15 protein-coding genes are annotated in these 14,498 nt (G+C 68.3%); 8 read left to right on the top strand and 7 right to left on the bottom strand.

Annotation, left to right across the window (positions count from 1 at the left end; translation table 11 throughout):
- Positions 1-13: 13 nt before the first annotated feature.
- Together ilvN and BM417_RS14800 are read right to left on the bottom strand one after the other, a co-directional pair.
- Positions 14-520 (bottom strand): acetolactate synthase small subunit, encoded by a 507-nt coding sequence (ilvN, locus tag BM417_RS14805; protein WP_030479767.1) that lies wholly within the window; start codon positions 518-520, stop codon positions 14-16.
- Positions 520-2,352 (bottom strand): acetolactate synthase large subunit, encoded by a 1,833-nt coding sequence (locus BM417_RS14800; RefSeq protein WP_093593121.1) that lies wholly within the window; start codon positions 2,350-2,352, stop codon positions 520-522. Before BM417_RS14800 ends, ilvN begins: the two co-directional genes overlap by 1 nt.
- A gap of 232 nt (positions 2,353-2,584) precedes the next feature.
- Here BM417_RS14800 and BM417_RS14795 point away from each other — a divergent pair, with 232 nt between their 5' ends.
- From BM417_RS14795 to ilvD, 3 genes are all read left to right on the top strand, one after another.
- Positions 2,585-3,007, top strand: coding sequence for a PH domain-containing protein (locus tag BM417_RS14795; protein WP_177320436.1), 423 nt, complete (start codon positions 2,585-2,587; stop codon positions 3,005-3,007).
- Entirely contained in the window at positions 3,004-3,429 is a 426-nt protein-coding gene (locus BM417_RS14790) for a vitamin K epoxide reductase family protein (protein WP_093593115.1), read from the top strand. Before BM417_RS14795 ends, BM417_RS14790 begins: the two co-directional genes overlap by 4 nt.
- Positions 3,430-3,505: 76 nt before the next feature.
- A complete protein-coding gene (gene ilvD, locus BM417_RS14785; protein WP_093593112.1) occupies positions 3,506-5,350 on the top strand; it encodes a dihydroxy-acid dehydratase in 1,845 nt (614 codons plus the stop codon).
- Here ilvD and BM417_RS14780 read toward each other — a convergent pair.
- The 3 genes from BM417_RS14780 to BM417_RS14770 form a co-directional block, all read right to left on the bottom strand.
- Positions 5,347-5,589, bottom strand: a complete 243-nt coding sequence (locus BM417_RS14780) for a hypothetical protein (RefSeq protein ID WP_093593109.1) — start codon at positions 5,587-5,589, stop codon at positions 5,347-5,349. The two genes, ilvD and BM417_RS14780, sit on opposite strands and share 4 nt — an antisense overlap.
- 10 nt (positions 5,590-5,599) lie before the next feature.
- Positions 5,600-6,328: a DoxX family protein gene (locus BM417_RS14775; RefSeq protein ID WP_245821920.1), complete on the bottom strand. Its 729-nt coding sequence runs from the start codon at positions 6,326-6,328 to the stop codon at positions 5,600-5,602.
- Positions 6,329-6,408: 80 nt separating this feature from the next.
- Positions 6,409-7,353 (bottom strand): 2-hydroxyacid dehydrogenase, encoded by a 945-nt coding sequence (locus BM417_RS14770; RefSeq protein ID WP_093593779.1) that lies wholly within the window; start codon positions 7,351-7,353, stop codon positions 6,409-6,411.
- On the opposite strand from BM417_RS14770, the gene BM417_RS14765 reads away from it, so the two are divergent.
- Together BM417_RS14765 and BM417_RS14760 are read left to right on the top strand one after the other, a co-directional pair.
- A complete protein-coding gene (locus tag BM417_RS14765) occupies positions 7,352-8,254 on the top strand; it encodes an alpha/beta fold hydrolase (RefSeq protein ID WP_245821919.1) in 903 nt (300 codons plus the stop codon). The genes BM417_RS14770 and BM417_RS14765 overlap by 2 nt on opposite strands.
- Before the next feature lie 10 nt (positions 8,255-8,264).
- Complete coding sequence (locus tag BM417_RS14760; RefSeq protein ID WP_245821918.1) at positions 8,265-9,425, top strand: PQQ-dependent sugar dehydrogenase; 1,161 nt, start codon at positions 8,265-8,267, stop codon at positions 9,423-9,425.
- A gap of 7 nt (positions 9,426-9,432) precedes the next feature.
- Here the strand turns inward: BM417_RS14760 and BM417_RS14755 are convergent, their stop codons facing one another.
- On the bottom strand, positions 9,433-10,380 hold the full coding sequence (locus BM417_RS14755; protein WP_093593100.1) for a LysR family transcriptional regulator: 948 nt from the start codon (positions 10,378-10,380) through the stop codon (positions 9,433-9,435).
- A gap of 146 nt (positions 10,381-10,526) precedes the next feature.
- On the opposite strand from BM417_RS14755, the gene BM417_RS46790 reads away from it, so the two are divergent.
- From BM417_RS46790 to BM417_RS14745, 3 genes are read left to right on the top strand one after another with little or no spacing between them, the layout of a single operon-like run.
- A complete protein-coding gene (locus BM417_RS46790; protein ID WP_143138650.1) occupies positions 10,527-11,051 on the top strand; it encodes an MPN domain-containing protein in 525 nt (174 codons plus the stop codon).
- A complete protein-coding gene (locus BM417_RS14750) occupies positions 11,048-11,416 on the top strand; it encodes an SgcJ/EcaC family oxidoreductase (RefSeq protein ID WP_177320435.1) in 369 nt (122 codons plus the stop codon). The genes BM417_RS46790 and BM417_RS14750 overlap by 4 nt, the downstream gene beginning before the upstream one ends.
- Complete coding sequence (locus BM417_RS14745; RefSeq protein ID WP_093593094.1) at positions 11,413-11,781, top strand: VOC family protein; 369 nt, start codon at positions 11,413-11,415, stop codon at positions 11,779-11,781. Before BM417_RS14750 ends, BM417_RS14745 begins: the two co-directional genes overlap by 4 nt.
- Positions 11,782-11,874: 93 nt before the next feature.
- Here the strand turns inward: BM417_RS14745 and BM417_RS14740 are convergent, their stop codons facing one another.
- The gene (locus BM417_RS14740; protein WP_093593091.1) at positions 11,875-14,361 is read right to left on the bottom strand and encodes a M14 family zinc carboxypeptidase; all 2,487 of its coding nucleotides are present in this window, start codon (positions 14,359-14,361) and stop codon (positions 11,875-11,877) included.
- Between the last annotated feature and the right edge of the window lie 137 nt (positions 14,362-14,498).

Raw genomic sequence — 14,498 nt, 5'->3', positions numbered from 1 at the left:
CTCTCAGTAATGCTTAACGAACCGCGGTGGCGGTGATGGAACGAGCGCCACGGCCGATGGCGACCATGCCGGACTGGACGATCTCGCGAAGCCCGTAGGGCTCCAGCATGCGCAGCAGCGCGTCGAGTTTTTCAGACGTGCCGGTGGCCTCGATGGTGACGGCCTCCGGTGACACGTCGACGACCTTCGCTCGGAAGAGCTGAACGGTTTCGAGGACCTGCGACCGCACTGTCGCGTCCGCGCGCACCTTGATCAACACCAGCTGTCGCTGAACGGAAGCGCTCGGCTCCAGCTCCACGATCTTGATGACGTTGATGAGCTTGTTGAGCTGCTTGGTCACCTGCTCCAGCGGCAGTTCGTCGACCGACACCACGATGGTCATGCGCGAGATGTCGGGGTACTCGGTGCGGCCGACCGCGAGCGACTCGATGTTGAAGCCGCGGCGGGAGAACAGGCCGGCGACGCGCGCGAGCACACCGGGCTTGTCCTCGACCAAAACGCTCAGCGTGTGCCTGGTCATCACAGGTCCTCATCGAACAGGGGGCGGATGCCGCGGGCGGCCATGATCTCGGAGTTGCCGGTGCCCGCCGCGACCATGGGCCACACCTGGGCGTCCTTGCCGACGACGAAGTCGACCACGACCGGGCGGTCGTTGATCTCCAACGCCTTTCCGATCACCTCGTCCACCTCCTCGCGCGTCTCGGCCCGCAGGCCGACACAGCCGAGTGCTTCCGCCAGAAGCTTGAAGTCTGGGATGCGGTGCTTGTGCGTCCCCAGATCCGTGTTGGAGTACCGCTCGCCGTAGAACAGCGTCTGCCACTGGCGGACCATGCCGAGGTTGCCGTTGTTGATCACGGCGATCTTCACCGGCAGGCCCTCGATGGCGCAGGTGGCGAGCTCCTGGTTGGTCATCTGGAAGCAGCCGTCGCCGTCGATGGCCCAGACCGTGCGGTCCGGCTGACCGGCCTTGATGCCCATCGCGGCGGGAACGGCGAAGCCCATCGTGCCGAGGCCGCCGGAGTTGATCCACGTGCGCGGGTGCTCGTACTTCACGAACTGCGCGGCCCACATCTGGTGCTGGCCGACGCCCGCGGTGTAGATCGTGTCCGCCGGAGAGAGCTGGCCGATGCGTTCGATGGCGTACTGCGGCGACAGCGTGCCGTCGTCCGGCCAGTCGTAGCCCAGCGGGAACGTCTCGCGGATCGAGTTCAGCGTCTCCCACCACGGTGCGAGGTCGACCTTCGTCGCCGTCTCGCGCTCGGTGCGGAGCGCGTCGATCAGCTCGGTGATGATCTCCTTGCAGTCACCGACGATCGGCACGTCGGCGCGGCGGTTCTTGGAGATCTCGGCCGGGTCGATGTCCGCGTGGATGATCTGCGCGTCCGGCGCGAACGAGTTCAGCTGACCGGTGACGCGGTCGTCGAAACGGGCGCCCAGCGCGATCAGCAGGTCCGACTTCTGCATCGCCGCGACGGCCGCGACGGTGCCGTGCATGCCGGGCATGCCCATGTGCTGCTCGTGCGAGTCGGGGAACGCGCCGCGCGCCATCAGCGTCGTGACGACCGGGATGCCGCTCTCCTCGGCGAGGCGCAGCAGCTCGGCGTGGGCGTCGGCCTTGATCACGCCGCCACCGACGTACAGGACGGGCTTGCGGGCGTTGACGATCAGCTTCGCCGCCTCGCGGACCTGCTTGCCGTGCGGCCGGGTCGTCGGCCGGTAACCGGGCAGGCGCATCTCGGGCGGCCACGAGAAGCTGGTCTGCTCCTGCAGCACGTCCTTCGGGATGTCGACGAGGACCGGGCCGGGTCGGCCGGTCGACGCGATGTGGAACGCCTCCGCGATCGCCCGCGGGATGTCCGCCGGGTCGGTCACGAGGACGTTGTGCTTGGTGATCGGCATCGTGATGCCGCAGATGTCCGCCTCCTGGAAGGCGTCCGTGCCGATGAGCGGCCGCGACTGCTGGCCGGTGATCGCGACGATGGGCACGGAGTCCATGTTCGCGTCCGCGATCGGGGTGACGAGGTTGGTCGCCCCCGGCCCCGAGGTCGCCATGCAGACCCCGACCTTGCCGGTGGCCTGCGCGTATCCGGTCGCCGCGTGCCCTGCGCCCTGCTCGTGGCGGACGAGGATGTGCCGGACCTTCGTGGAGTCCAGCAGCGGGTCGTACGCGGGAAGGATCGTCCCGCCGGGAATGCCGAACACCACTTCACACCCGACCGCCTCAAGCGAGCGGACGAGGGACTGAGCCCCGGTCACTCGAATCGGCGCGCCAGTGGGCGGAGCCGGTTTGGGCCGCGGACCTGGACGTGGCGACGAGGGCTCGGAAGCCTGTCGCGATGGTGCGCTGGTCATTGGTTTGCCTCGTGGGTATCGGGGTCCGGACACGAAAAAACCCTCGACAACCCGAAGTTGGGTCGTGCGAGGGTCGCGCGTCGACGCAGGCTGTTCGGCTCAGGCGTCGACGCGCCTGAGAAGTACGAGAACGAGCGTGCGCTGCATGAGGCGGACGTTATCGCCTCGCGCAAGAGTGCGTCAACTCTGCGGGATGGAATTCCCGGATCGTGGACGTGGAACAATCGTCCGAGTGAAGAAGCTGGTCTTTCGCATCCCGGCAACGGCCCTGCTCGCAGCGGGTTTGATCGCCATCTGCGTCACCCCTGTGGCGTGGCTCGCTCCGGGACTGCAAGCGCTCTACGTTCTCCCGCTCGGCTACGCGTACTGGGTCGTCCGCAACCGCACGACGGTCACCGAGGTGGAGCTCGTCGCCCGCGGTGTGTTCGGCACCACGACGGTGAAGTGGGCCGAGCTGAAGTCGATCCGGCTGGTCCAGAAGGGCTGGCTCAAGGCCGTGAAGGACGACGACTCCGAGGTGACGCTGCCCGCGGTGCGGTTCATGCACCTGCCGGCGCTGTCGCTGATCAGCGGTGGCCGGGTGCCCGACCCGACGGTCAAGGAAGAAGTCGCGGAAGAGGAAGTCGCGGAAGAGGTCGTAGAGTCGGAGAAGTGATCAAACGAGTTCCGCTGCTGAGCCTGCTGCTGTCCATCGCGGGCCTGCTGACCTCGGCTTATCTGACGTACACGCACTTCAACGCGAACGCGCTGCTGTGCTCGGCGGACGCGGTGATCGACTGCGAGACGGTGACCACCAGCGAGCAGTCGGAGCTCCTGGGCATCCCCGTCGCGTTCCTCGGACTGGCGTTCTTCGCGTTCCTGACCGTGATCTGCCTCCCGTTCGCGTGGCGGGTCGACGCCCTGAAATGGGTGCGTCTCGCAGCGGTCGGCGTAGGCGTCCTGATGGTCGTCTACCTGGTGGCGGCCGAGTTCCTGATCATCGGCAAGATCTGCCTGTGGTGCACCGTCGTGCACGTGATCACGCTCGCACTGGCCTGTCTGCTGGTCTCGGCGAGTCTGCGCACAAGTAACCTTTGAGGCACCGCTCCCAGACTGATGGACGCCTCACCCCCGCGTCCCGCGCGTTTTTTCATGAACTGAATCTGGAGGAGCAGTGCCTCAGCTCCGCTCTCGCACCACCACTCACGGCCGCAACGCAGCGGGTGCCCGCGCCCTCTGGCGCGCGACCGGCATGACCGACAGCGACTTCGGCAAGCCCATCATCGCGATCGCCAACTCCTACACGCAGTTCGTGCCGGGCCACGTGCACCTGCGCGATCTCGGGGACATCGTGGCCGAGGCGGTGCGCGAGGCGGGCGGTGTCGCACGCGAGTTCCACACCATCGCGGTCGACGACGGCATCGCCATGGGCCACAGCGGGATGCTCTACTCGCTGCCCAGCCGCGAGATCATCGCCGACTCCGTCGAGTACATGGTCAACGCCCACCAGGCCGACGCGATCGTCTGCATCTCGAACTGCGACAAGATCACGCCCGGCATGCTGAACGCGGCGATGCGGCTCAACATCCCCGTCGTGTTCGTGTCCGGCGGCCCGATGGAGGCCGGCAAGGCCGTCGTCGTCGAGGGTGTCGCCGTCGCGCCGACGGACCTGATCACCGCGATCTCCGCGTCCGCTTCCCCCGCCGTGAGCGAGGACGGGCTCTCCGAGGTCGAGCGCTCCGCGTGCCCGACGTGCGGTTCGTGTTCCGGCATGTTCACCGCGAACTCGATGAACTGCCTGACGGAGGCCCTCGGGCTCTCGTTGCCGGGCAACGGTTCGACGCTGGCCACGCACGCCGCGCGCCGCGAGCTGTTCTCCGAGGCCGGCCGCGTGGTCGTGGAGCTGTGCAGGCGCTGGTACGGCGAGGACGACGAGTCTGCGCTGCCGCGGTCGATCGCGAACCGCAAGGCGTTCGAGAACGCGATGGCGCTCGACATGGCCATGGGCGGCTCGACGAACACCGTGCTGCACATCCTCGCCGCCGCGCAGGAGGGCGAGATCGACTTCACGCTTCAGGACATCGACGACCTGTCCCGCCGCGTGCCGTGCCTGTCCAAGGTGTCGCCGAACTCCGACTACCATATGGAGGACGTGCACCGGGCCGGCGGAATCCCCGCGCTGCTGGGCGAGCTCTACCGCGCAGGCCTGCTCAACGACGACGTCACTTCGGTGCACACGCCGACGATGGCCGAGTGGCTCGGCAAGTGGGACATCCGCGCCGAGAACCCGTCCGCGGAGGCGATCGAGCTGTTCCACGCCGCTCCCGGTGGTGTGCGCACCACCGAGGCGTTCTCGACGTCGAACCGCTGGTCCTCTTTGGACACCGACGCGGCCGGCGGCTGCATCCGCGACGACGAGCACGCCTACACCCGTGACGGCGGCCTGAACGTGCTGCGCGGCAACCTGGCCGAGCGCGGCGCGATCATCAAGTCCGCGGGCATCGACGAGGAGCTGTGGCACTTCGAGGGCCCGGCGCGCGTCGTCGAGTCCCAGGAGCAGGCCGTCTCGGCGATCCTGAACAAGGAGATCCAGGCGGGCGAGGTCCTGGTCGTGCGCTACGAGGGCCCGTCCGGCGGCCCCGGCATGCAGGAGATGCTGCACCCGACCGCGTTCCTCAAGGGTTCCGGACTCGGCAAGAAGTGCGCGCTGATCACGGACGGCAGGTTCTCCGGCGGTTCGTCGGGCCTGTCGATCGGTCACATCTCGCCGGAGGCGGCGGGCGGCGGCACGATCGGCCTGGTGCAGAACGGCGACCGGATCCTGATCGACGTGCACGAGCGGCGCCTCGAGCTGCTGGTGGACGCCGACGTGCTGGCCGAGCGCCGCGCCAAGATGGAGGCGTCGGAGCGGCCGTGGCAGCCGGTGGACCGGATCCGTCCGGTCACGGCGGCGCTGCGGGCCTACGCGCGGATGGCGACCGACGCGTCGACCGGTGCGGTGCGCAACCCGGACCTCTAGAGAACCAGTGCGAGCGCCATCGCGGCGCCGAAAACCAGCCAGCCCGTCAGCGGACCGCTGACGGGCTGGTTCGTTCTCTTGACCAGGACGCCGCTGACGATGAGGCCCGCGAGCAGGCCGAGCGGCGGGAGCAGGGACTTCGCGGTGAGACCGAACGGGAACGCCACCAGGTAGGCGACCGGAGTCCCGATCACCAGCAGGGCGAGCTGGAGCACCGCTCCCGTCAGGTTCTTCCGCACAGGGCTGTTCTTACCGGAAGACGAAGAAGGTCACCGCCGCGCCACCCGCTCCGAGCACGAGTGCGATGAAACCGGCCGCCAGCGGGTGGCGGAACCAGCTGCGGTTGTAGTCGAGCGCGGCCCGGCCGGGCCCGGCGAACAGCGCCGCGAACGCCATGCCCGCGAGCGCCAGTTCGAGCTCCACGCCGTTGGGGCCGAAGAAACCGCCCTTGTACTGGAGCGCGATGACGTTGGCCATCACGGCGAGCAGGCCCGCCGCGGCCAGCGGCGTGAAGAGGCCGAGCACGAGCAGGCCGCCACCGGCGAGTTCGGTGACGCCGGTGACCCAGGCGAGGACCACGGACTCGCGGTAGCCCATCTTCTCCAGCGACTGCGCGAAGCCGTTGATGCCGGGGCCGCCGAAGAGCCCGAAGACCTTCTGCAGGCCGTGCAGCACGAAGATGCCGCCGAGCACCGCGCGCAGGCCGAGCAGTCCGATGTCAGGACCGGCCGTCCAGCCGAACTTCTTGCGGTCGTCGTCGAACAGGTCGTCGTCGCGCTCGTCCACAGTGGACGTCTCCAGCGGCGTGTAACCCGAGTTGTCGAACGCCTTCGTCGACGAGTCGTACGACTGGACGGTGTCTCCGCCGACTCTGGCCGTGCTGTCGTCGAAGTGGTGCACTCCCCCTCCGCTGCTCGAATAGAACGAGTCGTCGGAGAAAGCGCTCGAACTCGTCGAGCCTTTGTCGTGAGTAGCCACGCCCGCACGCTAGGAGACCTCGTGCGGGCGCGCGAGAGCCGAACGGCAGCCCAGGTTCACCCAAATGGCCTAGTGCAGCCCTAGTAGGTGCCGTTCACAAGATTGCGCGGACGCTCTCCCGCACCGTACCTGGAGATCTCCGAGGCGGCGATCGCGTAGGCGCGATGTGCGTGGCCCGTGCAGGATCCGGCCACGTGCGGGGTCAGCAGCAGGCCCGGTGCGGTCCACAGTGGATAATCGGCCGGCAGGGGTTCGGGATCGGTCACGTCCAGGGCCGCGCGCAGTCGCCCGGAATTCAGTTCGGCGAGCAATGCGTCCGTGTCGACGACCGGGCCGCGCGCGCCGTTGACCAGGATCGCGTTGTCCTTCATCGCGGCCAGGAACTTGGCGTCGACGAGGTGGCGGGTCTCCTCGGTCATCGGCGTGAAGATCACCACCGCGTCGAACTCCGGCAGCAACGAGGGCAGCTCGTCCTGGCCGTGCACGCCATCCCTGGCGGTGCGGCCGACCATGGTCGCCGTGGCGTCGAACGGTTCGAGGCGGCGCTTCAGCTGCTCGCCCAGGTCGCCGGCACCGACGATGAGGACCTTCTTGTCCTGCAAGGTGTCCGTCAGGTGGTAGTCCCAGCGGCCCTCGGCGCGGGCGCGTTCGAAAACGAGGAAGTCTCGGTATATCGCGAGCAACGCGCCGATGGCCCACTCCGCGGTGCTGCCGCCGTGCGCGCCCCGGCACGTGGAAAGCAGCACACCGTCCGGCACCTTGCCGATGAAGTTCTCCGCGCCGGCACTGAGCAACTGCACGAGTTTGAGATTCGGCAACTGCGCGAACACCTCGCGCGGGTCGGTGCCGGCGAGGAACCTGGGGACCAGGACCTCGGCGTTCAGCGCGTCGGACGGCAGCGGCTCCCCCGGCACGTAACGAACCGGCCGGACACCGTCCACCTGAGACAGCGCTTGAACTCCGAAATCATCTGGCACGAGCACGGTGAGCGTCACCAGAGCAACGTACGTCAGAATGTCTGTCATGCGGGAGCACGACGTCATCGCGTGGGACGGCACGAAGATCCGAGCGTGGCAGGTACCGGGTGAGGGAACACCGGTGCTGCTGTGCCCCGGCGTGGGTTCCGGACCCGAGTCGTGGCCGTCGCTGACCGATCGTGGCGGCATGCTCAGCTGGTACATGCGCGGCACGATGGGGTCGGACCGGCCCGTCGACGAGCGCAACATCTCGCTGGACGACCACGTGGCGGACGCGCTCGCCGTGCTGGACGAGGCGGGCATCGAGCGGTGCGTCGTCATGGGCTGGTCGATGGGCGTGACGGTCGCGGCAGAGCTGGCGCTGCGTCATCCGGAACGCGTGGCGGGCCTGCTGCTCGTCGCGGGCGCGCCGGGCGACTCGTTCGACGCCATGCTGCCGTTGGTGCCCAAGAACGTCCGGCGGCTCGTAGGGCTCACCAGCGCAAAACTGCTGCAACAGGCCGGTCCGGTGCTGGACAGGGTGCTGCACCGCGTCCCGGTGACGGACGCGACGACGTTCCTGTTGCGGCACAGCGGCGTGATCAAGCCGAGCAGCGACCCGAAGGCTGTCACCCAGGCGGTGAGCCGGTTCCTGCAACACGACTGGCGCTGGTACTTCACGCTGGCGCTCGCGCTGGGCGAGACGCCGCGCCAGGACCTCACCCCGATCGTGTGCCCCGTCACACTGCTGGCCGGTCGCGACGACCTGCTCGCGACGACGGAGAGCATGTCCGGTCCCGTCGGCGCGTTGCCCCAGGCACGGCTGCGCGTGCTGCCGTGCAGCCATTACCTGCCGCTGGAGGCACCCGAGGTGGTCGCCGCCGAACTCGATCTGCTGCTCGACCGGGTGCGGTCGGTCGACTTCGCCACCTCGGAGGCGTTCACTTCCGGTTCACGGCCGCGCACCTAACCTGGGAGTCGTGGTTCGTTCCGTCGCGTTGCTGACCGCCGTCTGCCTGCTGGCAGGGGGCTGTGCGAGTTTTCCCGACGAGCCGGCGCCCACCCAGTGGAGCGCCCAGCCACAGCTGACCCCGCAGGCAGGTCCGAAGCCCGAGCTGCCGGGCGAGTACCGCCCGACACCGGGTGACCCCGGCCGCAACCCGGCGCCGCAGAGCGTGCCGCCGCCACAGGGCTGCAAGGACTACCACCCCGCCGTGGTGGCCACGTGCCTCAACGTCGTCACGGGAGTCGCCCCGATCGGCGCGGACGCCCAGGGCGGGGTCGCGGCGTACGCGACCGAACGCGGCGGGCGCCTGCTCAAGGTCACCAAGGACGTCGACCCCGTCGTGATCGCCCAGCTGGAGGTCGACACGTCGACCGACGGCGGACTGTCCGGGCTGGCGTTGTCGGCGACGTTCGCGGAGGACCAGCTCGCGTACGTCTACGTGACGACCGCGACGGACAACCGGGTGCTGCGCATCGCGCCCGGTGACACGCCCAAGCCGATCCTCACCGGCATCCCGAAGGGGCCTTCCGGCAACCGCGGTGTGCTCGCCAGCGACCGCAAGGGCGCGATCCTCGTCGCGACCGGTGACGCCGGGAACCCCGCGCTGGCCGCCGACCCGAACTCCCTGGCGGGCAAGGTGCTGCGGATCGACGGCTCCGGTCAGCCCGCCCAGGGCAACCCGACGGCCGGCAGCACGGTCGTCTCGTCCGGGCTGCGGCTCCCCGGCGGCCTGTGCGTCTCGGCGGACACCTCGAAGATCTGGGTGACGGACTGGGCCGCGAGCGGCGACGTCGTCTACCGCGTCGTTCCGGGCAAGCTCGGCGAGGTCGCGTGGGCGTGGCCGGACAAGCCCGGTGTGATGGGCTGCTCGTCGTACTCGAACGAGCTGAGCGTGGCCACGTCCAAGACGCCCGGCTACCAGCTGCTGTCGATGAACGAAACCGGCGCCTTCACGGGCAAGCCGGAGGCCGCGATGGCGGAGGACGGTTTCGGCCTGCTCGGGCCGATGGAGATGCTGAACGAGACGGCGTCGCTGGTCGGCACGGTCAACAAGAACGGCGGCAAGCCCATCTCGTCGGACGACCGGGTCGTCATCATCGTGCGCCCGGACGGCGGCGGCGGTTCCAAGGACTGAGAGCGCTCTACGGACTGAGCGCGAACGCCTCTCCTCCCGCGCGCCACCACCGCGCGTAGACCTCGCTCTCCTCGACCAGCTTCAGGTACCCCGTGGCGACCTGCTCGCACAGGTCGTCGATCTCCTCGGCGACCGGCGCGTCCGTGCGCCAGGCCAGCACGACCTCGCGCACCAGCGGGTTCCCGGCGATCGGCAGGCGGGCGACGCCGGGCGGGGTGCCGCCGACCGGGTAGAGCGGGCACACCGCGCCGGACTCCCTGATCAGCGTCAGCACGACGTGCGCCTCGCTGCTGAAGTGCGCGATCCGTTGCTCGAACCCGACGGCCGCGCACTCACGGGCGAAGTGGGCGTTCATGCCGCTGTCGTCGGGCTCCGGCATGACCCACTTGTCGTCCGCGAGCGCTTCGAGTTCGATCTCGGGTCCCTGCGCCCGGGGATGCCGGTCGGGCACGCCGGCGAACAGCGGTTCGCGGGTGAGCAGGCGATGGCCGACGTTCGGCGGCAGTGTCAGCGGAGTACCGGGAAATTGCCGCATCACCGCGATGTCGAGTTCGCCGGTGGTGAGCAACGCGGTGAGCGTGCCGGTCTCCTTGATGGTGCGGCTGGTGACGTTGTCCTTTAACGCGCCGACGAGTAGTCCGAAGTGATAAGCGGGGATTCCCGCGAGCCTGGTAGGCGCACTGGGGCTTTGCGTGTTACGGCGCGTTACGCGTTCGAGCGTGACGAGCTGTGTGAGCATCGATCGCGCCTCCTGGACAAAATCCTGGCCGGTCGGCGTGAGCTTGACGCCATCGGCCGTGCGCAGGAACAACGTGCCGCCCAGATGGTCCTCGATACGTTTGAGCTGCGTCGTCACCGCAGGCTGGGTGAGGTGCAGCCGGGCGGCGGCCTTGCGCAGGCTGCCGCAGTCGGCGATCGCCACGACCAGTTCGAGATGCCGCACTTCCAGACGCATGCGCCTGATGTTATCGCTCAATGTAATAGGGCCAATACCCTTCGCTATCTCGCGTGAGACGTGACGGTCTCGATACGTTCGGTCACGTGATGGAATTGGCCGAGCGCCCGACGCGCACCGACGCGGTGTTGTTTTCGGATCGCGCTGTGAAAACGTTTTTGGAGGCCGCGTCCGCCGAATACTCGTTCATCACCGAGGATGAACCGAGACCGTGTTTCGCGGTGCTGCTCGGCCGGTCCGCCGGCAGCGAGGCCGTGGTGTCGGAGGTGGCGTTCGGCCGCAACGCGCGGCTGACGGACCCGTCGGCACGCGAGGAGTTCGCGTCGACGATCGTGCCGCGGTTCGGCACGGCTTACGAGAACCCGGTGCGGGCGTGGTGGCTCGATCCCGCCGACCTGCTGACGATCACGCGGAGGGCCGACGCTTCCGGCCTGGACGTGCTCGGCTCGATCCACCTGCACCCGGACTGGCACCGGCTCGGGCCCGAGTGCGAGCGCAACCGGCCGTTGAGCGACAGCCCTACGCCGATGGACGAGCACATGTTCCGCAACAGCGGATGGCCCGTGAACGTCGTCTGTTACCTCGAACGCCGCCATGGCGGTCTCTACTACTCGCTTGCCGCATGGGACTCCGAGTGCCTGCGCCTGCCGTTGAGGACGAACCACTCATGACCGAACAGATCTACTCGTTGTGGCAGCGCATGGAGCAGGGCTGGGCTGTCGGCGACGGCGCCGCGTTCGCGTCCGTCTTCGCCGAGGACGTCGACTTCGTGACCGTGCGTGGCGAGGAGCTGTTCGGGCGTCGCGCGGTGGCTCTCGGGCACTCCCAGCTCTTCGCCGGGCCGTACCGCGACACCAAGCTCACCGCGGAGATCAGCCTGATCAGGCCGTTGACCTCAGAGATCTCGGTCGTGCACGTCACGTCGTCCATCGCCCCGGCGGGCATCACCACCCACGCGCAGGCCGTCGTCGTGCGGCGCGAGGACGGGTGGGAGATCGCCGCGTTCCACAACATGATCCCGAAGGGACTGTCATGACCAGGCCACGGTTGCGGCACATCGCGTTCGTCGTGCAGGACGCGAAGGAGATGGCCGACTTCTACACGTCGAAGTTCGGGATGTCGTTGTTCCACACGGATCCCGATGGCAGCCACTTCGTCACCGATGGGTACATCAACCTGGCGTTGATCCAGCAGCGGCTCGACGGCGACGTGCCGACCGGCTTCAACCACTTCGGGTTCCAGGTGCAGGACGTCGCTCCGTACCTGGAGACGCTGGAACCCAAGCCGGCTTTGCGGGGCGGGGACCGGCCGTTCGCGGAGTACCGGGCGATCGATCCCGAGGGCAACTGGTTCGACCTGTCGGCGCACGGCTTCCTGCCGCCGGGGGCCGGGGAGTCCTGACCTGGGGTTTCCGAGATCGCGAACCGGGAACCCTGGTGTGGGGTACAGCGAGTGGGGCGGGGAGGCTGTCGGGGCTCCCCGCCCCTTTCTCGTCTAGCGCGTGCTCGTCCAGAAGATCGCCCGCGCCACCTGGGCGTACAGGCCCTTCGGGTGGTTGCGGAACATCGGTTCGGTGCCGAAGAGGACGACCTTCGCGCCGTTGGCCGCCGTACCCGACACGACCGCTGCCTGACCCGCTGCCGCATCCTGGCCGCCAGTGCCATTGTCGCGTGCGTGCCAGTGGCCTGAGGCGATCACCGTGCTGCCGTAGCGCTGTTCGACCGTCACGCCCGTGCCGAGGTTCGTGAACCACTGCGGTGCGTAGACGAACGAGTGCGGCAACGCGTTGGCGCCGATCGGGCCGGTGCCGTTGACGACGTTCACGACGCCGTTGGCGTCCTCCCAGCCGGCTGTGGGCGTGGCCTGCAGGAGCTTGGCCTCGGTGTTGAACCTGCTGCCCGTCGCACCGCGCGTGACCACGCCACCGCGCTTGAGGAACTCGTCCAGCCCTGTCTTCGCGGCGGCGTTCAGCTGGGCGTAGCTGAGGCCCGCGCCCACGTACAGCGCGTCGATGCGCGACCAGTCGAAGCCCGCGTTCAGCACGGCGGTGGAGATCGTGCGGACGTCGAACCCGGACTCGCGCAGCACCTGAAGCTCGTCGGCGGACACAGCGGCCGCGATCACCTTGCGCTGCAACGCTTGACCACCCGGCTTGGCGGTCGTGAAGCGCACGCCGTAGCGGTCGGCGACCTCCTTCGCGGCGGCCCTTTCGCTGGCCGGAACGACGATCGTGCCGTCGTCCTGGCGGCGCAGGCCGAGACCACGCGACAGCAGGTCGTTGACGGCGCTGACGTCCTTCTGGTCGGTCAGCGCGAGGGCGAGGTCGGCACCCGGTGCGGCATCGACGTCCCCGGTCGGCGCGGCGGCCACGACCGGCTTGCCGTCGAACCGGAACTGGCCGCTCTTGAAGATGTCGACCGACGCACCCCAGAGCAGGCGGTGGCTCCAGCCGGAGATGTCGTACATGACCGGCGCCTTGGCGGAGATGTCGCTGCCCTGCTCCAGCATCACGTTCGCGAGGCCGCGCTTGGGCTGGTGCATGTCCACGACGTACGACCCGGCCGGATAACGCTTACCGCCCAGCGTGAACGGCTTCTCCGCCCGTTCGACCCGGACGTCGTGCCGGACCAGCTGGTCGACGAGCCGTGCGGCGGCGGGCGCCGACCGTTCCGCGGTGATCACGTAGGCGCGCGGGAACTCCGTGCTGAACCGGTCTTCCGGCCCGAAGCCGGGCACGAAGCCGTCCGGGATGTACCGCTGTTTTTCACCAGCCGCGCCGCGGCGGAACATCTCCGTCTGGTTCGCGATCAGGCTGCGCCGGTTGTCGTCCACGTAGTCCAGCGTGGTCTTGATGGTGGCCTCGACGACGTCGGTGTTGATCTTCGAACGCCGCTGCAGCTCCGTCGCCGGCAGGGTCTCGTACGCCTGACGGTTGACCTGCTGCGGGATCTCGATCGTGTACGAGACGGCACCGTGGTACATCGAGTACTGCGCGGTGTAGATGGGCGCCCAGCCGTCCCACTCGCCGACCGGGTAGTCGCGGAACGGGATCTCCGGCTTCGCCGTCTCGGGATGCCCGAGGGCCTGCACGGCCTTCTCCATCAGCAGGCCGCCCGCGTAACCGTGCTTGATGTACAGGTCGAAATCGTAGTTCTGGCCGTGCGGCGGCGTGGTCGGCTCGATCAGCGTGTTCGTCACGTAACCGTGCTCGTCCAGCATCATCAACGGCTGCGTGCGCTCCACCATGTCCTGCATCGCCCGGTTCTCGGGCTGGGAACTCGTGACGAAGTCGCGGTTGAGGTCGAACCCCGCGCTGTTCACGCGCGTGCCGGCGACACGACCGTCCGGGTTCGCCGTGAGGTTGAAGTAGACCCTGCTGCGCTGCAACAGGTTCCTGGTCTCGGCGTCGTTGCTCGTGGCGAGGTGCTCGATGACGCGCAGCGCGCCGTCCGTGCCCTCCCACTCGTCGCCGTGGATGTTGTTGTTGATCCAGATCGGCGCCTTGTACAGCCCCGCAGGGACGTTGCGGCCTTCTTCGATGGTGGCGCGGAACTGTTCCTGGATCCGGGTCTGGGTCGCGCTCTCCGGCGCGGTCAGCGTGACCAGGTACAGGTCACGCCCGAGTCCCGACTGGCCGACGACCTCGACCGAGATCCTGTTGCTCTTCTGCTGCAACGCGTTCAGCTTCGGCGCGAGCGAGTGGTACGGCGCGAGGCCGAGCTTGATGGACTTGTCGGCCGTGTTCTCCGGGTACGTCCGCAGCTTCGTCCGGCGCGGGTAACCCTGGTGTCTGTCGGCCTGGTTCTCCCCCTGGGCCAGTGCCAGCTGAGCCTGGAAAGCGTTGTCCAGGGTGGCGACCTCGTTGCGCTCAGGCCCGTTTCCCGGTTCTCGGTCTGGACTCGACGGTTGCGCTGTTCCGTTGGCCGGTGCTGCCACGATCGCGGCGGCGGCCAGGAGAACAGCGAGCAGAGTTCTGCGCATGCGGACGTTTCTCGCACAACAGCCCGCTCATCGACTAGAGCCGATAGGCGGGCCGTTGTTTCCCCTCGGTCAAGACCTGTGCCGTCGAGAGTGGCACAGCTCTTGGCGCGCAGCGAGAAAAGTTCACCAACCCAGCC

This window comes from Lentzea waywayandensis (assembly GCF_900115955.1).
GTDB classification, from domain to species: domain Bacteria; phylum Actinomycetota; class Actinomycetes; order Mycobacteriales; family Pseudonocardiaceae; genus Lentzea; species Lentzea waywayandensis.
The sequence above is the reverse complement of the archived record's forward strand: the minus strand, read 5'-3'. Positions and strand labels throughout refer to the sequence as shown.

Excerpts from the sequence above, each read along its gene's own strand:
- ilvN (WP_030479767.1), bottom strand. The coding sequence starts at position 520 with ATGACCAGGCACACGCTGAGCGTTTTGGTCGAGGACAAGCCCGGTGTG.
- BM417_RS14800 (WP_093593121.1), bottom strand. The coding sequence starts at position 2,352 with ATGACCAGCGCACCATCGCGACAGGCTTCCGAGCCCTCGTCGCCACGT.
- BM417_RS14765 (WP_245821919.1), top strand. The coding sequence starts at position 7,352 with ATGCGGGAGCACGACGTCATCGCGTGGGACGGCACGAAGATCCGAGCG.
- BM417_RS14770 (WP_093593779.1), bottom strand. The coding sequence starts at position 7,353 with ATGACAGACATTCTGACGTACGTTGCTCTGGTGACGCTCACCGTGCTC.
- BM417_RS14755 (WP_093593100.1), bottom strand. The coding sequence starts at position 10,380 with ATGCGTCTGGAAGTGCGGCATCTCGAACTGGTCGTGGCGATCGCCGAC.
- BM417_RS14750 (WP_177320435.1), top strand. The coding sequence starts at position 11,048 with ATGACCGAACAGATCTACTCGTTGTGGCAGCGCATGGAGCAGGGCTGG.
- BM417_RS14745 (WP_093593094.1), top strand. The coding sequence starts at position 11,413 with ATGACCAGGCCACGGTTGCGGCACATCGCGTTCGTCGTGCAGGACGCG.
- BM417_RS14740 (WP_093593091.1), bottom strand. The coding sequence starts at position 14,361 with ATGCGCAGAACTCTGCTCGCTGTTCTCCTGGCCGCCGCCGCGATCGTG.